Below are 20,617 nucleotides of genomic sequence, written 5' to 3' on the forward strand. Positions count from 1 at the left end.
TCCGCGATGACACATTCCAACTTGCCGGAGCCGCGGACCCGGTCGATGGGTGACTGCTATTCCAAAAAAACCGCAGTGAGCATGAAACCCACATTCGCCGACGAGAAGAAGCTGAAGGAGGATCTGAAAGAGAATCCTGCCGACTGGGAAACGCGCAAGCGACTCGCCCATCTCCTCTATGATCAGGAACGCTTCACCGATGCCGCCAACCTCGTGTGGGGGGCTGAAGAGATCCCGAACATCGACCTCGAGCTGGCCTTCGCCGCCCGTGTGCTCGCCAAGGCCGCGCCGCGGAAAGCCATCCGCCTGCTCACCGCATTGTTAGAACTCAACCAAGGCAAAGCCGTCCAAAACCTCGGCCTCGCCAATGCCCTGCTTCATCACGGCATGGTCCTCCAGGCCGCGCGCTTCTACGGCGCCGCCATGGAAGCCGACCCCGAACTCGGCAATCCGGACCTCGAGCACTTCATTCTCTGGACCGATGACGAGGAATCACTCTGGGGCAATTTCAAAAACCGCCGTCCCACCCTCGGCGAGCTGCCATGGATGAAGCGCAGCATGGAAGAGTCCATGCGCCTCACCGCTTCCGTCAGCCGCCACACCACGCCGATCAAAGTGGCCAGCCTCGCACCGGCATTGGGCGAAGACCTCTCGAACGAACTCTACGAACAAACGGCCGCGAAGAGCGCACAGCCAAGTCCGCCGCCCGCAGTGACCATTCCGATGGATCGCGTCGCGCCAAAGGATCGCCTCTTCGATCCCGATCTCGGCGCACCCGCTGCAGAGCCGGCGAAAAAGAGGGCTGCACGTCCAGCCGCCAAGAAGGCCGCCACCAAAACCGCGACCAAAGCAGCCGCAGTCCCTCAGCCGGATCTCTCTGCTTCAACACCCGCGCCGGACCTGCCATCCACACCCGCTCCGGCTCTGCGCCCGCCCGACTTCGCAGCGCCACCTGCCGGAAGCCCACGCCAACCCGACCTGCCCCCGGGATCAGGAGCACCTCCCGCAGCTGCGCCCCGGAAACTCGATTTGCCACAATTGGGCGAACAATCGGTGGCCGCAAAGATGCCCGTCCCGCCACCCAGCCTGCCCGGCGGCGCGAAGGCCCCGCCACGGCCCGCTTCACCCGACCTTCCAGGCCTCACGAAGCTCAAGCTCACGCCCTCACATCCGTCGAAGCTGAAAATGCCACCCTCGGTGAAGAGCGGCGAAGAAAGCTGACCCCGGCAATCTCCCGGATCGACTAGCCTTCATCGGGCCGCTATCGCTCGGCCCATGAAGGTGTCCCCCGCGTCCCTCGCCGCCGCATTCCTGCTCGGCACGGCATCATTGCCCGCTGCCGAGCAGATCGTCACGCTCGGTGACTCGCTGACCTTCGCCTACGAGGCCTCGTTCGCCTTCACCAAGAAGATCAACGGCACCACCTACGGCGACGGCTTCGGCAGCGGCGTCCGCAATTGGGCAGAGATCCTCAGCTCCAGCACCTATCGCCAGGCGTTCTTCGACCTCGGAGCCCGCGATACCATTTCAATCTTCAGCCTCTTCAATCCCACCGGCAACGTCCAACTCTACTTCCGCCAGAAGAACAACTGGGCGGTTCCCGGCCTGAAGGTGGATCAGCTCCGCCGCTTCGTGAGCCACGAGGCCACCATGACACAGCTTCTCGCCGAGGACCCCGACTACTCGAGCCTGCTCACCGCGCTGAACTTCTCCGACTTCAAAGAGAGCACCGACTTCAATGTCACCGATCTCGAAACCCAGATCTCGACGATCGCCGAGCGCCTCACCTTCTTCATTGGCGGCAATGACATCAATGCCATCTACGGCACCATCTACAATGGCGGCTCACCCGGCACCTTCGTCGATGACTTCATCGCGGACTCCGCGTCCATCCTCGACCGCGTCCTCGCGCTAAAGCCATCCCTCCAGATCGTGGTGGTGAATGTTCCGCACGTCGGCATCACGCCGGACGTGCAGTCGAGCTATCCCACCGACCCGGTCAAGACCGCCCGCGTCACCGCGGTGCTGAATGATCTCAACTCACGATTGGCAAACCTCGCAACAGCACGCGGACTCGCCTACGCCGACATCTACACCACCACGCTGTCGCTGCTGAATCCGGCACCAATGTGCATCCAGGGCATCCAGTTTCAGAACAGCGGATCCACCACCGGCGACCTGAACTACGTGTGGCTGAATGGCCCGGTCAGCGCGAACTTCCATCCGAACACCAACGCCCAGGCCGTCATCGCGAATACCATCATCGATGCCTTCAATCGCCGCTACGCCACCGGCATCGCCCCCCTCACCGCCACCGAGATCCTCGGCGGCCTGCTCGGCAAGTCCGCGACTGCCATCAACATGACCTACGCCACTTGGATCTCCAATTTCGGCTATCCCAACGCTTCCGAGAACGACGACTCGGATGGCGACGGGATCCCCGCCGGCCTGGAATTCGCCCTCGGCCTCAATCCTTCCCTCCGCGACTCGTGGAAGGTCTCCAGCCGCATCGTCAATGGAGCAGGCGGCAAGGAACTCGAGCTCTCCTACCCGCTTCGCCTCACCAGCTCCACCCGCTTCACCTTGCGCCCCGCTTCCTCCACCGGTCTGCCGGGAACGTTCGTCCCCTTCGCCACGGCACCCGCCCCCGGCACCGATGGCCTTGCCCGTGCGCGGGTTTCCGCCACCGGCTCCCGCGCCTTCCTCCGGCTGAATTGCACGCTTCCCTGAGCGATCCAGGGCCCGTTGGCGGTTAGATTTCCCGGCTGGCCACGATTTCACCTCTTCTTCACAGTCGGGCCACGCTCCGGGCGAATCCGGCGCGTCTCCTTCACCCATGAACGTCCTGCTCGTCGAAGACGAACCCGCCATCGCCGATACCTTGGTCTACGCGCTCGAGACCGAGTGCTTCGGCGTCCATCACGCCCTCACCGGCCAGGAGGCCCTCGATGCCTTTGCCTCCACGTCCTTCGACTTCGCCATCCTCGACATCGGCCTCCCGGACATGACCGGCCTCGACGTCTGCAAGAAGCTCCGCGAAAACTCGACCGTTCCCGTCCTCTTCCTCACCGCCCGCGATGGCGAGGTGGACCGCATCCTCGGCCTTGAGCTCGGCGGCGACGACTACGTCACCAAGCCCTTCAGCCCGCGCGAAATCGTCGCCCGCATCCGCGCCATCCTCCGCCGTTCGCAGAATGGCGGCCAAACCCCTGCCCCGAACAAGCCTCCGGAGCCGCCGCCGGGAGTCCTCCATCACGACCCCGCCGCCATGCGCATCCACTGCCACGGCAGCCAGCTCGATCTCACCGCCCACGAATACAAGCTCCTGCTGGTATTCATGAAAAACCCCCGCCGCGTCCTCAGCCGGGACCAACTCCTCGACCACGCCTGGGCCGACCCCGGCGCCGTCACCGACCGCACCATCGACGCCCACATCAAGTCGATCCGCGCCAAGCTCCGCACCGCAAAGGCCGGCGCGGAAGACCTGATCCAGACCCGCCGCGGTCTCGGCTACCTGTTCGTGCCATAAGGCCTCGAACACCCCGCTGGATTCAAAAAACCTAACAACCCATCCCTCCCATGAACGCCGGCATCCTCCTGTTCCTCGCCGTGGTTCTTGCTCCTTTGGTGATTGGCATCGCCCTCCTGCTCACGGCACGTCGGTTGAAGAAATACTGGGCAAAGATCCTCACCGGATTGGCGGGATCAGCCTCGCTCATGGCAGCCGCCTTTTACCTTTTCGGCATGGGTCCCTACGTCTGGGCTCTCCACCTCGAATCGAAGTGGCGTCCGGCCAACCCTCAAACCAAATCGGACCTCGAGGCCAAGCTGTCGGGATACAGCACCCGGGACATCCCGCCCGCGCAATCCGAATGGGGACACAATCACAAGCTCGAGCCGGGCGAACGGATGACCCGATACTCATTGCTCGGCGCTCCCCTCGACGTCGTCTTTACACCCGATGACCGGATCGTGACGATCTACACCTCCTACGAGTGAACGCTCCGGCCTTGTGTTCCCGGGCTTGCTCCCTTGAGTCTCTCCCATGCGCCTCACCCGCGTCACGCTGTTCTTCATCGCCCTGATCATCGGCACGGGTCTCTACCTGCTGATGCGCCAGCAGCTGTCCGTCGTGGAGCCGCAGACCTATCAGGCCACCGAGGAGTCGATGGTCGATGCCGCGCAGCTCCTCTCCTCCTTTGTCGATGCCGACCTGAAAGCCGGCGGCTTCAATAAGGAGCGCTTTGAAGATGCCTTTCACGGTGCCTCGCGCCGCCAGTTCAAGGCCCTCATTCATGGTCACCTCAAGGACCACATGGGCCTCGGCGCCTACGTGACCGATGCCAACGGCAAGTGCCTGTTTGATTCAGCCGGCAAGCTGGAAGGCACCGATCTCCATGCCTCACGCGATGTCGCCCTCACCCTGCGCGGCGAGTACGGCGCTCGTAGTAGCCGGACGGACGAAGCCAATCCCTTCTCCTCCGTGCTCCACGTCGGCGCCTTGATTGGCCCTCGTGAAAATCCCTTCGGCGTGCTCACGGTTTACAAGCCCCAGTCCGATGTCCTGCCGATCGTCGATGCCCGACGTCGCGGCATTTACTGGGGCACCGGACTCATCGGCGCCGGCATTCTCTTTCTCGTCACCGCCGTCTTCATTTGGCAATACCGGCCGGTCGGCCTGCTCACCGAGTACGCCCGCGAGATCGAGTCGGGCAAGCGCCCGCCCCTGCCCAAGCTCGGCGCCGGCAAGGAAGTCAACACCCTCGCCCGCGCACTGGAGTCGATGCGTGAGGCGCTGGAAGGACGCCGCTACGCCGAGCGCTACGTCCAGACCCTGACCCACGAAATGAAGAGCCCGCTCGCCGCCATCCGCGGCGCTGCCGAGTTGCTTGATGAAGACATGCCGGAAGCCGACCGCCGCCGCTTCCTCGAAAACATCCGCGCCGAATCCGGCCGCGCCGAGCGCCTGCTCAATCGGCTCTTGGAACTCTCCGCCCTCGAAGGCCGCAGCAGCTTGGAAGAAAGCGGGATCATCGACCTCGTCCCCATCGTCACCCGCGCCATCGACCAAGCGAAGCCACCGGCCAATCTCGGGCGGGTCTCTCTGGACATCTCGCTCCCGGAGACACCCGTCAATGTCCGTGGTGACGCCTTCATCCTCCGCTCCGCGGTGACCAACCTGTTGGAGAACGCCATCGATTTCTCCCCCGCCGGAGCCACGGTGGACATCGTACTTCAGCCGGACGGCAGCATCACCATCTCCGATCGCGGCCCGGGCGTCCCCGACTACGCGCGTGAAAAGATCTTCGAGCGCTTCTACTCGCTCAAGCACCACTCCTTCGGCCGCAAAGGCACCGGCCTCGGCCTCACCCTCGTCAAGGAAGCCGCCGAACTCCACGGCGGCACCGTCTCCCTCGACGACCGCGAAGGCGGCGGCACCATCGCAAAGCTGGTACTACCGGTAGTCGCATAAGGAGTGTCGACGTTCCGTCGACACGGAGTGGGAAGAATGCCCAAGTTCCCCATACTCCATCTGAAAACATCGCTCGACCGGACATTTCCACCGCATGCCCCTCTCCCTCCGTCAGCATCGTCTTCTCTCCACCTCTTTCGGATGCGCGGCAGCCTACGCAGCAATCTTCATCGTGCTGCACCACACCGTGAAATCGAACCACCTCTGGCGCGAACTTATGGCGACTCCAAAGTCTCGCACCGACCTCTTGGCTCTCTCGGTAGCCTATGCCGTCCTCTCAGCCGCCCTTGCCTTGCTGTCGGGCTGGAAGCCGATCGAATTACCGGCCAAATGGTTCCGCATAAGCCTCGTCGGCATCACGGCCTTGGCCCTGCTTGGCTCGGCCTTCATGCTGGTCGTGATTGTCTTCAACTTGGATTGGAAAATGTCGCTTTAAGCCGACTCGATCAGGAAAGATAACTTGGAGCATTTTCGTATCTCTCGTGAAGCCAGCTCTCTAACTCACTTTTTCATGAGCACTCCCCCCACCCCCGTCTCCCGCAAGGTCGCACTCCCCTTCTTCAGCGCGGTCGCGGTCGCACTCGGCCTTGCCGGGTCCGTCTTCATCGCCGCCACGACTTGGAAAGACGTCCGGAAGAAGCCGGAGAAAAACAACATCCGCATCACCGGCTCCGCCCGGAAACGCATCACTTCCGATCTCATCCAGTGGTCCGCCGCGGTCGAAGCAAGAGGAGCAGACCGCACCGCCGCCTACGTCGCCCTCAAAGGCGGGACCGAGAAGGTCGTCGGTTTCCTCAGGGCGCAAGGCGTGAAGGAAGTCGAGATCCAGACCGAATCCGCCGCGATTATCGAGGAATTCGAAATCATCAAGGAGGACAAGGTCCTGCCAAACACCAACGTTCCGCTGCGCTCGGAACGAAGGGAGTCGAAAGGCTTCAAGGCCAAGCAGGTGGTTTCCGTCAATTCGACGAACGTCCCGCAGATCGAAAAGGTCTCTCGGGAAATCACTACGCTACTGGAACAGGGAGTGGACGTCGCCTCGCAGGCACCGAACTACTACTACACCCGCCTCGGCGAACTGAAGCTCGAGATGCTCGCGGAAGCCGGCAAGGACGCCCGTTCGCGTGCCGAGAACATCCTCAACTCGGCCGGCAACTCTCACGTGGGCAAGCTCGTCTACGCCGACATGGGCATCATCAACATCAACGCCGCCAACTCCACCGAAACCTCGAACGAAGGCAACAACGACACCACCTCCCGCGACAAGGACATCATCACCATCGTCCACGCGGAATACGAAGTCGAATAAGCCGTGACGGAGAGCAGCGGCACCTTCCGTTCGACCTCCCGACCAAAAGAGCGCGCTCCAGATGTACGTAGTCCCGCCTTCAGGCGGACTCGAGCGGTCCCTTCACGCCGCATCCATCTCCACCGCTAATCCCAAAACGTCTTCTCCTTCGCAACCGACGCCTTGAACGCATCAATGGCTCCCTTCAACTCACTCACCTTCTCCCCCTGCTCCGAAGCCCTATCGATCCGCTCATAAGGATCTTCCTCCACATTGAATAGCAGCGGCTTCTCATTCGACGCCGCAAACCCATAGCTATCCCCCGTCTGCGAAAACAGCTTCGTGTGCAGCTTCCACGGTCCCACCCGCGCGCCATAGACCGAGCTGTCCGGCTGACCGGTGTAAATGTAGCGGAACTCAGGCACCGTCCCCTGAAACGCTTCCGGGTTGAGATAGGGACGAAGGTCCCTGCCATCGATGCTCCGATCGGAAGGCAACGGCTCGCCCGCCAACGCAAACGCGGTAGGCAACACATCCATCGTCGAAGCCGGCTGGCGCACCACCGTCGCCGGCAAGATCGTCCCCGGCCAATACCACACGCCAACTTCGCGGACGCCCCCCTCCCAAGTCGAACCCTTCCCATCTCGGAACGGCAAGGCGGAGCCGACCAATCTACGGGCCTCACCGTACTTCGGATGATTCACGTCGTTCTGATGGGCAATCCACGGCCCATTGTCGGAGCTCAGAATGACCAGCGTGTTCTGCGCGATCCCCTCCTTCTCCAGCGCTCCGTTCAACGCCCCCATCATTTCATCGATCTCCTCGATGCAATCGCCATACGGCCCATGCAGCGACTTCCCTTGGAAGTCCTTTCCCGCATGCACCGGCAAGTGCGGCATGTTCGGCGCGATGTAGAGCAGGAAGGGCTTCTCCTTGTGCTCCTTGATGAACTGGATGCTGAGATCCCGGTAACGCCGCGTCAGTCCCTCCTGCAGCGGCACATTCGAGCATATGTCGTGCTCGATGATCTCATACCCCGCGACCGGTTCCGTCCCGGACGCCTTCGAACGAATCAGGTTGGAAGACGGATCGTAGTCATTGGAAACATTCGTGCCCTCCCACACTTCGAATCCATGGGCCAATGGCAACGCATCCGGAGTGTTGCCATTCGACTGATTCGGATTCCCCAAGTGCCACTTGCCGAAGAAGCCCGTGGCATACCCGCGCTCCTTCAGACCCTCGGCCAAGGTGATTTCCTTCGTGTGGATGTGACGCGCCGCCGTCGGAGCGAGCGCCAGGGCATTCAAACCCGAGCGTCGCGGATTTCGCCCCGTCATCAGCGCATAGCGCGAAGCCGAACACGCCGGCGAAGCACTATAGAACTGCGGGAAGTTCGCCCCATCCCGCACCATCCGCGACACGTTCGGCGTGTGAATCGTCGGATTCCCCGTGTGCGTGAAATCGCCGTAGCCACTGTCATCTAACAGCACCACGACGATGTTCGGCTTCTCAAGTGCGGGGCGCGCCTGGGCGACAGCACAGGCCAAGGCAAACAATAGGCAGCAAACTCTCATCGGCATCGCAGAGACGCCATTTACGCACCATTTCCACCATTTCCATCCAAAAAACGCCATTTCACCCTACGCCGCCTGCCAACGCTTCGCGATCGCCTCAAGTTCATCCACTTGCTGAGCAACGTCCTCCCGCCCGAAGTGCTTCGCTTCAAGGGCATCGATTTCTTTCTCAATCGCCTCCTTCATGGAGGGTGCGATACCCTCGCGCTTCTGCAAGCGCCGCAGGTAGCCGATCACGCTCACCGCATTGATATGAGCCGGCAGCGGAATCAGCACCGGCCCCTCGTGAAGCGGCGTCTTACGCCGCTTCGCGGACGCGATCAGGGCAGCGATGATCGCAGCCAGCGCCGCAAGCCCGCCGATGATCCAAGGCCCAACCCGCTTGGCACTACCGCCCAGCGCAACCTGCTCGCCCACCGGCTGGAGATCGACATCCACATAGCGCTGCCGCGTCAGCCCGTCTTCCTTAGCCAACTCAGGCTTCACCGCCGGGAAATGAAACGACGCTGGCAAGGTGCCCCCCTTCGGCTTCAATTCAACCCGCCATTCATGTTCAGCGATCGGAGCAAGATCTTCCGCGGCAGCATCCATTTCCACGACCCGCAGGCCACGGTCCTCGATATTGCCCGTCTCGAAGCCCTCGATGTCCTTCGTCATGAGGTCACCCAACGGCGGCACCAGGCCATGAGCCGTCGCCTTCACTTCAAGATAGAGACAGCCCTTCTCCTTGTTGCTGCGCTCGTCAAGCGTCTGGGTCACCTTCAGATCCCGGAAAGGCCGCGGTTCCGCCTTCGCTGCATCGATCAGAACCTCCGCCGATGTCACCGGCAGCACCACATAGCCGGACGTATCGTTGAAATCCAGATCCAGCTTGAGCGGCGGAACCTTGTCCACCTGCGGCCCCTTTGGCTTGAGCAGGAAGTAGGCATAAGGCGTGAGCCGCCAGCCGAACTTGGGATCAGTCTGCGACTCCACCTTGTCGTTGTGGAAGGTAAGCGAAACCACTTCGAAATGCTCTTCCAGCGCTGCCCGCGCCGCCTTCTCGAACTTGTCGCGGTAGTCCTCCGTCGGCCGGCCGAAATTCCACGCATATTGCATCGTATTCTGGTTCTGCAGGTACTTCTGGAAGCCACCCGCCTCGCGCTCGATCTCGCGCGTATGCCGCAGGTTCACGCGCAGCCCGAATGGCTGGTCGGTACCAACGCGATCTGGCCCATCGACGGCAGCATCAAGTTCAATCTCCGTGATCAGGTCGCGATAATAAGCCAGCACCTCGCTCGCATCACGCATCGCCTCGTGATCGCCAACAATCGCCGCAGCACCTTCCAAATAACGAAGCTTCAAATCAGGCGCGACGTTCGCGAGCCGGTTGTTGATCGTCGTCGCGAAGGACTTGAGATGCCGGGCCTTCGCATCACCCGGCAATGCCTCCAGCGCCGCCTTGATCTTCGCATACTCCTCCGGCGTCGCGACGTGGTTGCTCTTCAAGGCTTCCAGCGCCGGAGAACCCAGTGCGCCATAGAACCAAGTCTCGAACACCGAAGTCGTCTCCTTCGTGGGATCTTCCAGCGGCAAGCTCTTCGCATAGTCCGCCGCAGCCGCAGCAAGCGAATCGAGCGCAGCCCGCTTGATCTTGCTGTGCTCATGATTGCCCTCGAGGCTGCTTTGGTAATTGCTCTCCTCGAATCGCAAGCCCGCCAGCTGCTCCTCCAAGCGCCATGACTCCGCGGGCTTCTTCAGCAGCGCCCGTTCGAGTACACCCTGCGCCGCCTTGTAGCCGACCAGGATCTGTTCCTGCAGCTCCTTGTCCTTGCGCTTCGTCTGATAGGCCTGCTGCAGCTTCGGATTCGGCCACAGCCCCGCAAGATTCAGCCGCATCTTGCCGACCAGCGTCGCGAGCGTGCGCGAATCCAGCACATCGGTCGCACCGAACACCGACTCGACCGCTTCAACGCGCCAAACCTCCGCCTGACTGTGGCAGGAGATGAATGCGCTCGCGAGCTCATCGTGGAAGCTCTCGCCCAGATCCAGCGCGCTGATTCCCTTCACCAGCGCGGCCAATTCCACCAGGTTTCGCTCCTGCTTCGAACGCGTCAACGGAATCGCTCCCGACTGATTGTTGAAACCGTAGAAATACATGTACTGCGAACGATAGTTCTGCCCCTCGTTCGGATTGTGGTTCTCTGTCCACACCCGGATCGTCTCGCGCACCAGCGACTTCGCCTGCTCCTTGTCGGTCGCAGCGAGCGTCTTGATCACCGGCAGCGCCTGGTTCTCCTCCTTCACCTTCAGGTGCAGCCTCGCGGCAGCAAGCAGGCATTCGTTGCGCGTCGCGCTTTCGATGGCGGACAGCCACTTCTCATCCGGCTTGCACTCCAGCAACTGCCCTGCCCCAATCGGCCTCACGCCGGGTCCCTGATAGCCGGTGTTGGGACGACTGAAGAACAGGTTCCCCCACTCATCATACTGCGGCACCATCCGGCGCGAATTGCTCTGATCCTTCTGCCTCGTGACGTCGGCCTCATAAGCCCACTGCTCCGCATAAATCGTGAAGATGCCGCCCCATGCCGTAGGATCGAGATCCTTCGTGGAAAGCATCGTCGTCACCGCGGCATGCTGGAGCTTGAGCTGCTCCAGCCGCAGCGCCTCATCCGGATTCTCACGGGTCTGCGCGGTGAGCGTTCCCAGCGAAGCCAGCAACTCGACACCCACGCCCTGCGGGTTCTTGAACGTCTTCTCAAGCCACTGCTTGCCGCTGTCGTCACCGAGCTGCGGAATGAGCGAGAGCGCCCGGAACAAAGCCTCCGCCTTCGCCTGCGGCGGTGCCTTCTCATCGGTCAGGAACGAAGTCGAAAGCTCCCACGCCAGCGGCAGCGCTTCCTTCCCTGCTTCCTTCTTGTCGAGCTGAAGCAGCTCCGCGCGATGGCGCGCGATCAAATTCAGCGCAGCATAGTCCTTCTTTTCCTTCGCCACTGTTAGATCGGGCAGGAATGGGCCCGCGTCCTTCACAAAGCCAGCCTCCATCAGCAACTCCGCCGCCCGTTGCCGCGAAGCCGCATCCTCACCGCCAAAGTGCTGGATGCCCTTCGCGACCTTCTCGAAGAACTCCTTCGGCGGCCGCGGCTCCTTTGGCAACAGCTTCGCCAGCCCTTGGATCTGCTGTTTCTGCGGCGGCATCGGAGACGCCGCGGCCAACCCTAACAAATCATCCGGCGACAAGTAAGCCGGCTGCGTGTGCGGCTTCGATCCGCGGACCATCAGCTCCGGCGGCGGCTGCACCTGCGACGGAGCGGACAATCTCGCCACCATGTTCTGATAAGCTTCGCCCGAAACTTCCTTCGGCAAGGCGGCTAAGAAATCCTTCACCTTGTCCCAGCGCCCCAGCACCACATCCCGGCGGAAAACCGCGGCCTCCTGGCGGAACTTCTCGAGCTCCTGCTGCACTTTCAGTTCCTCCGGCGAAGGCGGCTTCGGCGCAGGCACTCCACCCGGTGCGGGCGTGGCTCCCGGCTCGACCGGACTTCCTTCTCCAGCGGGAGCCCCCGGCTCGACAGCAGCACCCGGAGGCACCACCGGCGGCGCGCCCGGAGCAGGGTTCGCCTCTTTCGGTGCCGCACTTGCCCGCGCCTCCTCCATCCGCGTCGCCATGATCCCCGCGGGACTACGATCAAATTGCAGCTCACGGAGAATGCCCGCCTTCTGCTGCTCCGCCGTCAGAGCCGGACGATTCTTGCTCTGCTCGATGAGTTCACGAAGCTTGTTGAAATCAAGATCCCCACCAGGTCCCCCACCTTGCATCGCACCAGGTGGCACCACGGCACCGGGCGGCATTCCCTCCGGAGCTTGAACGACGACAGTTTCACCGTTGCTCGCCTCGCCGATCATCACGCCGCCTTGAACGACGATCTGAGCAGAAAGCGGAGCCGTCAGTGCGGCGAGACCAAGCAAGACAGTGCGAGAGTACATGAGGGGACAGGTGAAATGCAGAAGAGACGACACGGGATGAGGAGGGACGACACTCCTGTCGTCCCGGATGAGAACAGGGGACAAGAACGCCCCCTTCTCAAAACTTACGAACCCTGACCATCCACCGGCGGAGCGGCGCTGGCACCACGGGCATCATCCGGCTTCTTGTTGCCGACCTTGTTCGAGGGCTTATTGCACTTGCCCGACTTGCAGTTGCACTGCTTCGGGATCGCCTTGCCATAGAGTTCCTCCGGCTCCATCCGCGCGAGCCGGATCGATGCCTCAAGATCATCCGCATGCTTCGCGGCTGCCTTCTCATCGCCAGCCTCTGTCGCGTGCTGGACCAGCAGCTTCTGCTCTTGGCGCGCCGCCTCGATCTCCGGCTCCCAATCGCTGTCCGGAAGACCTTCCAGCTTCATGAGATAGGTCATGTAAAAACGCGAGCTGGCGAGAGTCGCCAAGGTCTCGTCGCGAAGCCCCGCATGAGCATTCGGATCCTGCGCCAATTCATCGGCCAGCGCAGCAAGCTCCTCACGAGCCTGCGGCAATTCGGCCGCTTCCATCCGCGCCTTGGCGAGTTCGAGACGGATGCGCCGGGCATCGGCCACATTCTCCTTCGGCAGCTTTGCCAGCGCTTCCTCGTAGGATGAAATCGCACCCTTCCATTCACTGGAGGCGGATTTCGAAGTCGCTTGCTCGAGCGCCGCAGCGGCGGCATCGAGCTGGATCCCGGTCTGGCCGGGACCATAATGATAGGCCACCAGGCCCAAGGGAACCAGGCACCACAAAGTCAGGACAAGTATTTTCATGGCAGTCTGTTAAGTCGCGAGTTGATCGGATTTGTCAGGGAAAGGAAGCGGCGAATGCCGCGAAGTTTGGAACCGCTGGGGTCCGGGATTCCAGCGGGAGCCGGCGAAATGAAGCAAGAGAGGCAATCCGGCGAGCAGGCTCGCGCCAAGCGTGGTCAGCAGCATCGCCAATTCGCGCTGTCCCGGCAGCCGGGCATCCCCATCCACCGCCAGCGTGCCGAGTTTCTGGAGCACCGCGGTCGGGACCAGCTTGGCATTCCCATCATGATACTCCCCGCCCAGCCGCGTCGCAATCTGCCGAAGGGTAGTCCCGTCCTGCCGCGAATGCCGCCCATCGATAAAGCTGCCCTTCACCGGGTCCCCCACCCCCGCGACCAGCACCCCACCAATCGACGCCGGCATCTTCGGCATCCCACTCGATGGCACCGTATCGCCATCGCTGATCAGGATGAGCGTGGCCGACCCACGCGGCCACTTTGCTGCGATCTTGGCCGCCTCCTCCAATCCATCGAAAATCTTCGTCTTCCCCGATGGAAACGCGTGGTGCATCGGGAGATCGCTCATGATGTTGTGGACGATCTCTAGGTCCCGCGTCTCCTCCACCACCGGCTTCGCGCCATTGTAAACGGCGACAACGGTCGTGTGCAGCTTGTCATGCGCCGTCCTGGACATCACCGAATCCAGCACCGCGCGGGCCCGGTCCATGCGGCTCTCCTTGCCAGTCGCCCCCGCATCCCGCAGCCGCATGCTCGGCGAAACATCCAGCACCAATAGCAGATGCTGCCGGTCCTTCGGCTCCACCTCCTTCACCGTCGAACGATGCGCCAGCGGTGGCAACAGCAGCAAAGTCGCCACACCCCACACCAGCATCCCGATCCCGGCGATCCGCACCACCGGCGCAAGCCGTCCCGCCAGCGCCGCCCTCTTCCCAGGCCCGAATGCCAGCGCCGCCACACTCCGCACCCGGCCCAGATGAATCCACTCCGCCCCCGTGGCGAGCACGAGCGCAGCGATAGCCAGCAGCAGTGGAGTGGTCACCATGGCGTGTGTCTCAATCCAAACAAGGTAAGCAGATAAAGCCCGCCGATTCCCAAACCGGCGATGGCGAAGGGCTGGAAGAAATCCACCGGATCCGGCGTCACGCGCTTGAGCGGAGCCTTCTGCATCTCATCGATCCTCGCAAAGACCGCCTTCAAGGACGCAGGATCACCGGCCGCAAAAACCTCGCCACCCGTGATCGAGGCAATCACCGCCACCTCATCCGGCGCACTGCCCTCGGCCACATGCACGTCGTAGAACTTGATGTTGTTCCTCTTCAAGCTCTGCGCAACCGCCACATCCTGGCCGTTCATGAGGTCATAGCTCATGCCATCGGTAAAGAGCACGATCATCCGGTCGCCCGTCTCCCCCGCGAGCAGCGTCTTCTCCGCCGACTTCAGCGCCATGCCAATGCTCGTGCCACCGAACCACGGCGGCAATACATCCGGCCGCAGGAACGGCGGTGCACATTTGAACGCGGAGACATCATTAGTCAGCGGCACCCAATTCAACACCGCGCTACCGAAAACCGTTAGACCAAAGGCATCCCCCTTTCGATACGTGATGAAATCATTCACCGCCCCCATCGCGGCATCGTAGCGCGTCGCAGATCCGAAGCTCGACATCATCGACCCGGAAACATCCAGACAGAAAAGGATGTTCGTCATCTCCCGTTCACTGCGCGGCTGCTCGAACCGCCGCGGCCCGGCCAGAATCGCAATCGCGATCATCAACAACATCACCGGCAACAAATCCGCCGTCTTTAGCAAGAACCCTAACAACCGCGCCCGCCGGATCGGCTGGTGATCGAAGGGCAATGGCACCCGGCGCACAGCACGCTTCCACAGATACACCGCCAGCCCGACCGGCAGGACGAGCAAGACAAGCAACCATGGATGAGCGAAGGTCATCAGGCGTAGGGAGCCAACAGCTTTTCAATATCGCCGGGCGAAGTGGTGTTGGACGGAGCATGCAGCCAGCGCTCCAGCGCCAGCACCAGCGGCGATGCATCCGCATCATTGCGAAGCTTCATCATCGCCTCGGCAGGAGCCATAGCAGCGATGTCCGGCCGCCGCTCGCGCCAGTGCCCGATGACCAGCCGCTCAAGCCTCGCGCGATCATCAGACGAAAGCTCCCCCTTCGCTGCCGCACCAACCAGTGGCCGCAGCCGCTCCGTCAACGACGCCCCGGCGGCCGCATCCGTTCCAGCAGCAAGAGAGCTCTTCTTCCGCCACAACAAGATCGACACGAACCCGGCAACCCACAGCCCGCCGAAGACCATCATCTTCGTGCGATAACCTCCCAGCTTCGGCAACTCCCCTGCCTGATTTTTGTTAGGATTCACCAGCCCTGGCGGCAAACCGCTGGTGATTTCCAGCGGAATCGCAGGAATGACCGTGCCCGCCGGAGCTTCGAGAAACTCCGCCAGGTTATAAGAGCCCGCATCCAGCCCCTGCACCTCGAAGTCATATCGGAAGCCATCCTTCGCCGGCTTCACCTCCACCACCCGCACCATCAGCGGCGGCTGGCGATCCCTCCGAGGCTTCGCCTTCACCTCACCACCCGGAATATAGATCTCCCGGATCTCCAGCGGCTGCCCGACACGCTGGGTCGGAGTCTCCGCCAACAGCGGGCTCACAAGAAGCAGCAGGGCGATAAAAACGCGGCGGATCACTGGCGGTTGCGGCGGGATGCTCCCCGGCGAGCGCGGAGGAAATGGCGGAGTCGACCGAGAAACGGGGTCCCGGGGCGGATAAGAAAGTGATCGAGCGAGGCCTTCGTCAGCGACTCGGTCAGAGCATCGGTCGTCGAAAGCAGGCGCTTGCCGTGAGTCAGCACCTCACGGCCCGACTCGACTTCGCGACCGCGGAAGAGACCCGCGCCCTCAAGCTGGTCTTCCGCCGGGTCACGAAAGATCAGGCACAAGCAATCATGCCGCGAACCAACCAGCTTCAAGGCCGCCAAGGCATCAGGATCATGGAAATCACTCAGCACGATCAGCATCGAGCGCTGCGTCAGCGACGGCTCCAGCGCGATCAGTCGACTACCCAGCGTGGTCGGTTCATCAAAGCGATACGTCCGCAGCGCATGCAGCCACTGCAGCAACACATCGCGCGAAAGACTCGGCTTCACCACGAAATCTCGACCACCCGCACCGAGCACACCCACCGGATTGATGTGATCCAGGCAAGCCAGCGCGAGCCCCCCGGCAACCTGCACCGCCAGCCCGTATTTTCCCGGCGGATGCGAGGCCAGCGCCATCGAAGCTGATGTATCCACCACAATCCACACCGGCATCTGCTTCGGCGTCTCGAATTGCTTCACATGGTGCTTCCCAGTCCGCGCCGTGACCCGCCAGTCAATCGACTTCACCGGATCCCCCGGCTCATAGCGCCGCGACTGCACATACTCCAATCCCTGCCCGAGAAACGGACTACGATCCGTCCCGTAGCTCAGGCTATCCGCCAACCGCTTCACCGCCACCAGGAACTGGCGGTGATCCAGCGGATCCGCGTTATGGAGCGTCGCTTCCATTCTCAATCAAGAAACGGAAGCTTCCAAAATCTGCCGCAACACCCCCGCCGCCGTCTTGCCTTCCGCAAGCGCCTCATAGGTGAGCCGAATGCGATGCAGCATCACATCCTCCGCCAGCGCGAATAGATCCTCCGGCACCACATAGTCCCGCCCATGCAACAGCGCGCGAGCCCGCGACGCCTTCAAAATCGAAATCCCGGCACGTGGCGAACAACCCAGCTCCAGATCCGCATGCTTCCGCGTCCGTTCCACGACATCCACGACGTGCTTCAGGAACACATCGCTCACATGGATATGGTTCGCCGCCTCCATCGCCGCGACAAGATCAGCCTCACTGCCAATCGCCTCTTCCTTGATCATGTCGAACTCCGTCCGTGCCACCGCACCCGCGCCCTCGCGCTTCACGCCGAGCTTCAGGTTGCGCCGCAGGATTTCCTCCTCTTCATCCACCGTCGGATAACCCAGCCGGTGGCAAAGCATGAAGCGGTCGAGCTGTGCTTCCGGCAACTCGAAGGTGCCGCTCTGCTCGATCGGATTCTGCGTCGCGATCACCAGGAACGGCGTCGGCAGCGAATACGATTGGCTGCCGATCGTCACCTTCCGCTCCTGCATCGCCTCCAGCAGCGCGCCCTGCACCTTCGGCGCCGCGCGGTTGATTTCGTCGGCCAGCAGCAGGTTCGTGAAGACCGGCCCCTGATGGGTGCGGAAGTTACCGCTCCGCTCATCGAGAATTTCCGAACCAAGGATGTCCGACGGCAGCAAGTCGATCGTGAATTGGATCCGCCGGAAATTGAGGTGCATCGCCCGCGCAAGCGTGTTCACCAGCAGCGTCTTCGCCAGCCCCGGCATCCCCTCTAACAAAAGGTGCCCGCTCGTCAGCAGCGCGATCAGCATCCGCTCCACCACCACGTCCTGCCCGACGACGATGGTGCCGACCCGCTGCCGGATCGCTTGGAGGTACTGTGAGGTTTCCGTGACGGGGGTGTGGACGCTGCTCATGGCATTTTCCGTTTCAATAACAACTTAACTCAGTGCCGCGAACTCGAGCCTTTGTCTGCAAAAACTTTGCAAAACTCCGGGCTTCCTCGTTTCACGAATTTACATTGTTCCGACAAGGTAGGCCGCCCGGTGAAAACCATTCATGAAGGTCCCGTGAAGAATTGCCGAAACGAGGTGCGAAAGTTGCCGGACCGCTCGAAATTCGACATCCTTCCCTCATGGCAATCGTCTCCCTGATCCTCGCAGCCATCGTGCTGGTCCTGATCGGCGTGGGGATTGCAGTGGGCTTGGTCGCCTGTGCTCTGGCCACACTCCTCGTCGGCCTGGGCGTGCTTTCCTCGTCCGTGGTCGTCGGAATGTTCAGCGGCCGCGCCGCAGATGGCATCCGGGTTTTCCTGCTCCAATGCGGGATCATCGCCGGAGTTCCGGCTGGAGCCGTCTGCGCTTTGCTGGCGACCTCCCTGATGGCGGAACTTCAGGGAGTCACCGATTGGCCGGTGCTCATCGGAGGAGGCCTCTGCGGCGGCTTGGCCGGAATCACGGTCGCCCTGGTGCTGAACGTAATGGCCCTACGCCTGCAGGCTTGGGCCGCCCTGCGTGTCAAATCCGCTCCCGCCCGGGCCTCCGAATAATCCAAGGCAAACTCGTTAGACAAATCTTCCCTCCCCGTGCGTCGGAAGGATGATGGGCAGCGCGAAGCGCGGACTGACAGCCAAGGATCTCGAACGCATCCACGATGAACACGCGGTGGCGATGTATCGCCATGGCCTCGCCTTGCTGCGCGACGAGAACGCCGTCCGGGACATCTTGCAGGATGTCTTCCTCAAGCTCGCCGAAGGCCGCGGCAACTCCGGCGACGCCGAAAACGAGCGCGCCTATCTCCTGCGCATGGTCCACCACGCCGCCATCGACCGAATGCGCCGCGCCAAGGTCCGCCAAGACCACGCGTCCCAAGCACCCGCCGAGCTCTTCGAGCGCTGTCCCGATCCCGACCGTGAAGCATTCCGCCAGCGCCTCGAGCAAGCACTCGACCAACTCCCCGAAGAACAGCGCGAAGTCGTCGTCCTGAAATTGTGGGAAGAGCGCACCTTCGATGAAATCGCTCGCATCTGCGACATCCCGCCCAATACCGCCGCCAGCCGCTATCGCTATGGCCTAGACAAACTCCGCGCCCTCCTGCGTCCCGTGTATGAAGAGCTTTGATCCCATGAATCCGGACGACCTCGGCGATTTCGAACAGCAACTCCTCGGCATGGAGCTGCGTCGTCCGCCCGCAGAGTGGAAGGCGTTCCTGCTACCGAAACCGGTCCCGCCCCTGCTCCCGAAGCCGCTGCTGATTTTCTGCGCGGCTTCTTGGGCAGCGACCATCGGTTTCATCATCACGAAGCCGGAAAGCGAAGACCTCGGACCACCGATCCTTCCTCCGTCACAGCAAGCCACCTCATGGAACAACGCTCTCGCCTACCAACCCGACATGGAACGATGAAGCGAGTGATGCAAAAAAGATGGGTCCGCATTCTGGTGCGGACGGCAGTAATCGGACTCACGCTGGTGGCTCTAACAACTGCCATCTACAACTGGTGGGCAGCGGGCCAAAAGAAAGAAGCCATTGCCCGGGCACGCGCGGCCGGACTTCCCCTCACAGTGGAGGAGTTCACCGCCGGCATGCCCCCGGACGAGCAGAATTTCGCGCGGCGTGGCATCGTGGGAACCCTCGAGGACGAGTACGCCGTCCGATCCAATGGCGCAGTCGATCCGGCAAGTGCAAAGGGCCGCTTCCAGGCCGTGGGAGACTATGACGTCAAGCGTGCCTTGAATCGCAAACTCAAGGACAGGGACAAGCCCACGGACTTCTCCATGCTCCCGGACGACGGCGCTTATGGAAAGACCCCCGGGTCGTTCCTGAAGGAGTTCGACCGGAGACACAGCGGTCTCATTGGCGAACTTCAGGCAAATCTCAATCTGCCGTACAGCCGCCGTCGATTCGTGCCGGAAGGCTTCCGTGGCGGGGTCGCCTTGGTGGATTTGAACGAGGGCTTTGGCTTGGATTCACGGCGCTTTGTAGACGGCATGCTGCTTCGGGCGGAAGCCGCCCTCCTCACCGGTGATTCGGTGAAGGCCACCGAGAGCCTCGAGATGATAGCCCGCATGGCCGAGACAGTCGGTTCTCGCGGCACGATGGTTTCGGTCCTCGTCGAGTTCGTCTCGTTCCGCAGTATCCACAGGCCGCTCAAGCTAGGCATCCAAGGCCAGCAGTGGACAGCCAAGGATCTGGAAAGAGTCTCCGCCGCGCTCTCGCGGTGCGACCTGCGGGATGCTGTGAAAAGGGGGATCGAAAGCGAGGTCCTGATGGCCCAGGTGTGGGAAGGACTGAATGAGGATCGCAAGCGGTTTTCACCCAAGGAATTCAGCTACTCCTTCGGCGGTGACAATGCTCCGGTGACCGATTGGATCTTGGAAAAGGGCCGCACGTTGATCCCGTCAGGCTTCTTCGACCAATGTGCCACCGGAGCGATCAACCGCGTCATCGAAGGCTCGGCCGTGGCCAAGCGACCGGAAACTCTCACCCAGTGGTGGAAGGAAGCCGAAAAGATGAGCCAAGCCTACGAGTCAAAGGGAAAGCTCGGCAGGCTGACGCATACCTTTCCGGGCGCAGCCGTGCTATTGAAACGCGGCACCAACGCGCTGGTGAACGTGCAGCTCGACATCGCCGCGTGCGAGATCGAACGCTTCCGTTTGGAGCACGGGCACTACCCCGAATCCTTGGACCAGCTTCCCAACCATGCGGGAATCGATCCACTCCACGGCACTCCCTTCCGCTATGAAAAGTCGGACCAGAGCTTCCACCTCTACTCCATCGGCCCCGATGGAGTGGACGACGGCGGCAAGGAAGAACAGGGGGCCCAGATCGATCAGAAAGACTGGATCTGGTAGA

19 protein-coding genes are annotated in these 20,617 nt (G+C 62.0%); 11 read left to right on the forward strand and 8 right to left on the reverse strand.

What is annotated here, in order from left to right; all coding sequences use genetic code 11:
• Positions 1-81 precede the first annotated feature (81 nt).
• The 7 genes from WKV53_RS01965 (at position 82) to WKV53_RS01995 (ending at position 6,782) form a co-directional block, all read left to right on the forward strand.
• Positions 82-1,221 (forward strand): tetratricopeptide repeat protein, encoded by a 1,140-nt coding sequence (locus WKV53_RS01965; protein ID WP_341402662.1) that lies wholly within the window; start codon positions 82-84, stop codon positions 1,219-1,221.
• Between the two features lie 54 nt (positions 1,222-1,275).
• Complete coding sequence (locus tag WKV53_RS01970) at positions 1,276-2,730, forward strand: SGNH/GDSL hydrolase family protein (RefSeq protein ID WP_341402663.1); 1,455 nt, start codon at positions 1,276-1,278, stop codon at positions 2,728-2,730.
• Between the two features lie 106 nt (positions 2,731-2,836).
• Positions 2,837-3,529, forward strand: coding sequence for a two-component system response regulator CreB (creB, locus tag WKV53_RS01975; RefSeq protein ID WP_341402664.1), 693 nt, complete (start codon positions 2,837-2,839; stop codon positions 3,527-3,529).
• Positions 3,530-3,579: 50 nt separating this feature from the next.
• Positions 3,580-3,999 carry a hypothetical protein gene (locus WKV53_RS01980; protein ID WP_341402665.1) on the forward strand — a complete coding sequence of 140 codons (420 nt, stop codon included), beginning with the start codon at positions 3,580-3,582 and terminating at the stop codon, positions 3,997-3,999.
• A gap of 46 nt (positions 4,000-4,045) precedes the next feature.
• The gene (creC, locus tag WKV53_RS01985; RefSeq protein ID WP_341402666.1) at positions 4,046-5,473 is read left to right on the forward strand and encodes a two-component system sensor histidine kinase CreC; all 1,428 of its coding nucleotides are present in this window, start codon (positions 4,046-4,048) and stop codon (positions 5,471-5,473) included.
• A gap of 94 nt (positions 5,474-5,567) precedes the next feature.
• On the forward strand, positions 5,568-5,909 hold the full coding sequence (locus WKV53_RS01990; RefSeq protein ID WP_341402667.1) for a hypothetical protein: 342 nt from the start codon (positions 5,568-5,570) through the stop codon (positions 5,907-5,909).
• Positions 5,910-5,984: 75 nt separating this feature from the next.
• The gene (locus tag WKV53_RS01995) at positions 5,985-6,782 is read left to right on the forward strand and encodes an SIMPL domain-containing protein (RefSeq protein ID WP_341402668.1); all 798 of its coding nucleotides are present in this window, start codon (positions 5,985-5,987) and stop codon (positions 6,780-6,782) included.
• A gap of 125 nt (positions 6,783-6,907) precedes the next feature.
• Here WKV53_RS01995 and WKV53_RS02000 read toward each other — a convergent pair whose 3' ends face one another.
• The 8 genes from WKV53_RS02000 to WKV53_RS02035 form a co-directional block, all read right to left on the reverse strand.
• On the reverse strand, positions 6,908-8,335 hold the full coding sequence (locus WKV53_RS02000) for a sulfatase-like hydrolase/transferase (RefSeq protein ID WP_341402669.1): 1,428 nt from the start codon (positions 8,333-8,335) through the stop codon (positions 6,908-6,910).
• A 66-nt stretch (positions 8,336-8,401) separates the two neighbouring features.
• Entirely contained in the window at positions 8,402-12,301 is a 3,900-nt protein-coding gene (locus WKV53_RS02005) for a hypothetical protein (protein WP_341402670.1), read from the reverse strand.
• Between the two features lie 104 nt (positions 12,302-12,405).
• Entirely contained in the window at positions 12,406-13,110 is a 705-nt protein-coding gene (locus tag WKV53_RS02010) for a tetratricopeptide repeat protein (RefSeq protein ID WP_341402671.1), read from the reverse strand.
• A gap of 9 nt (positions 13,111-13,119) precedes the next feature.
• Positions 13,120-14,151 (reverse strand): vWA domain-containing protein, encoded by a 1,032-nt coding sequence (locus WKV53_RS02015; RefSeq protein ID WP_341402672.1) that lies wholly within the window; start codon positions 14,149-14,151, stop codon positions 13,120-13,122.
• A complete protein-coding gene (locus tag WKV53_RS02020; protein ID WP_341402673.1) occupies positions 14,145-15,059 on the reverse strand; it encodes a vWA domain-containing protein in 915 nt (304 codons plus the stop codon). Before WKV53_RS02020 ends, WKV53_RS02015 begins: the two co-directional genes overlap by 7 nt.
• Entirely contained in the window at positions 15,059-15,823 is a 765-nt protein-coding gene (locus WKV53_RS02025) for a hypothetical protein (protein ID WP_341402674.1), read from the reverse strand. Before WKV53_RS02025 ends, WKV53_RS02020 begins: the two co-directional genes overlap by 1 nt.
• The gene (locus WKV53_RS02030) at positions 15,820-16,683 is read right to left on the reverse strand and encodes a DUF58 domain-containing protein (protein WP_341402675.1); all 864 of its coding nucleotides are present in this window, start codon (positions 16,681-16,683) and stop codon (positions 15,820-15,822) included. The genes WKV53_RS02025 and WKV53_RS02030 overlap by 4 nt, the downstream gene beginning before the upstream one ends.
• 6 nt (positions 16,684-16,689) lie before the next feature.
• Positions 16,690-17,682 (reverse strand): AAA family ATPase, encoded by a 993-nt coding sequence (locus tag WKV53_RS02035; RefSeq protein WP_341402676.1) that lies wholly within the window; start codon positions 17,680-17,682, stop codon positions 16,690-16,692.
• Positions 17,683-17,900: 218 nt separating this feature from the next.
• Between WKV53_RS02035 and WKV53_RS02040 the strand changes: the two genes are divergently transcribed.
• Genes WKV53_RS02040 through WKV53_RS02055 form a run of 4 tightly spaced genes read left to right on the forward strand, consistent with a single transcriptional unit; the run spans position 17,901 to position 20,616 of the window.
• Positions 17,901-18,314, forward strand: coding sequence for a hypothetical protein (locus tag WKV53_RS02040; RefSeq protein ID WP_341402677.1), 414 nt, complete (start codon positions 17,901-17,903; stop codon positions 18,312-18,314).
• Positions 18,315-18,363: 49 nt separating this feature from the next.
• A complete protein-coding gene (locus tag WKV53_RS02045) occupies positions 18,364-18,885 on the forward strand; it encodes an RNA polymerase sigma factor (protein ID WP_341402678.1) in 522 nt (173 codons plus the stop codon).
• A gap of 4 nt (positions 18,886-18,889) precedes the next feature.
• Complete coding sequence (locus WKV53_RS02050; protein ID WP_341402679.1) at positions 18,890-19,168, forward strand: hypothetical protein; 279 nt, start codon at positions 18,890-18,892, stop codon at positions 19,166-19,168.
• Entirely contained in the window at positions 19,165-20,616 is a 1,452-nt protein-coding gene (locus WKV53_RS02055; RefSeq protein WP_341402680.1) for a hypothetical protein, read from the forward strand. Before WKV53_RS02050 ends, WKV53_RS02055 begins: the two co-directional genes overlap by 4 nt.
• Position 20,617: the final 1 nt, after the last annotated feature.

The sequence above is a fragment of the Luteolibacter sp. Y139 genome, assembly GCF_038066715.1.
Classification (GTDB): domain Bacteria; phylum Verrucomicrobiota; class Verrucomicrobiia; order Verrucomicrobiales; family Akkermansiaceae; genus Haloferula; species Haloferula soli.

Excerpts from the sequence above, each read along its gene's own strand:
- WKV53_RS01995 (WP_341402668.1), top strand. The coding sequence starts at position 5,985 with ATGAGCACTCCCCCCACCCCCGTCTCCCGCAAGGTCGCACTCCCCTTC.
- WKV53_RS02020 (WP_341402673.1), bottom strand. The coding sequence starts at position 15,059 with ATGACCTTCGCTCATCCATGGTTGCTTGTCTTGCTCGTCCTGCCGGTC.
- WKV53_RS02000 (WP_341402669.1), bottom strand. The coding sequence starts at position 8,335 with ATGAGAGTTTGCTGCCTATTGTTTGCCTTGGCCTGTGCTGTCGCCCAG.
- WKV53_RS02035 (WP_341402676.1), bottom strand. The coding sequence starts at position 17,682 with ATGAGCAGCGTCCACACCCCCGTCACGGAAACCTCACAGTACCTCCAA.
- creB (WP_341402664.1), top strand. The coding sequence starts at position 2,837 with ATGAACGTCCTGCTCGTCGAAGACGAACCCGCCATCGCCGATACCTTG.
- WKV53_RS02045 (WP_341402678.1), top strand. The coding sequence starts at position 18,364 with ATGATGGGCAGCGCGAAGCGCGGACTGACAGCCAAGGATCTCGAACGC.
- WKV53_RS01980 (WP_341402665.1), top strand. The coding sequence starts at position 3,580 with ATGAACGCCGGCATCCTCCTGTTCCTCGCCGTGGTTCTTGCTCCTTTG.
- WKV53_RS01990 (WP_341402667.1), top strand. The coding sequence starts at position 5,568 with ATGCCCCTCTCCCTCCGTCAGCATCGTCTTCTCTCCACCTCTTTCGGA.
- WKV53_RS02055 (WP_341402680.1), top strand. The coding sequence starts at position 19,165 with ATGAAGCGAGTGATGCAAAAAAGATGGGTCCGCATTCTGGTGCGGACG.
- WKV53_RS02015 (WP_341402672.1), bottom strand. The coding sequence starts at position 14,151 with ATGGTGACCACTCCACTGCTGCTGGCTATCGCTGCGCTCGTGCTCGCC.
- WKV53_RS02050 (WP_341402679.1), top strand. The coding sequence starts at position 18,890 with ATGAATCCGGACGACCTCGGCGATTTCGAACAGCAACTCCTCGGCATG.
- WKV53_RS02040 (WP_341402677.1), top strand. The coding sequence starts at position 17,901 with ATGGCAATCGTCTCCCTGATCCTCGCAGCCATCGTGCTGGTCCTGATC.
- WKV53_RS02010 (WP_341402671.1), bottom strand. The coding sequence starts at position 13,110 with ATGAAAATACTTGTCCTGACTTTGTGGTGCCTGGTTCCCTTGGGCCTG.
- WKV53_RS01970 (WP_341402663.1), top strand. The coding sequence starts at position 1,276 with ATGAAGGTGTCCCCCGCGTCCCTCGCCGCCGCATTCCTGCTCGGCACG.
- creC (WP_341402666.1), top strand. The coding sequence starts at position 4,046 with ATGCGCCTCACCCGCGTCACGCTGTTCTTCATCGCCCTGATCATCGGC.
- WKV53_RS02005 (WP_341402670.1), bottom strand. The coding sequence starts at position 12,301 with ATGTACTCTCGCACTGTCTTGCTTGGTCTCGCCGCACTGACGGCTCCG.
- WKV53_RS01965 (WP_341402662.1), top strand. The coding sequence starts at position 82 with ATGAAACCCACATTCGCCGACGAGAAGAAGCTGAAGGAGGATCTGAAA.
- WKV53_RS02030 (WP_341402675.1), bottom strand. The coding sequence starts at position 16,683 with ATGGAAGCGACGCTCCATAACGCGGATCCGCTGGATCACCGCCAGTTC.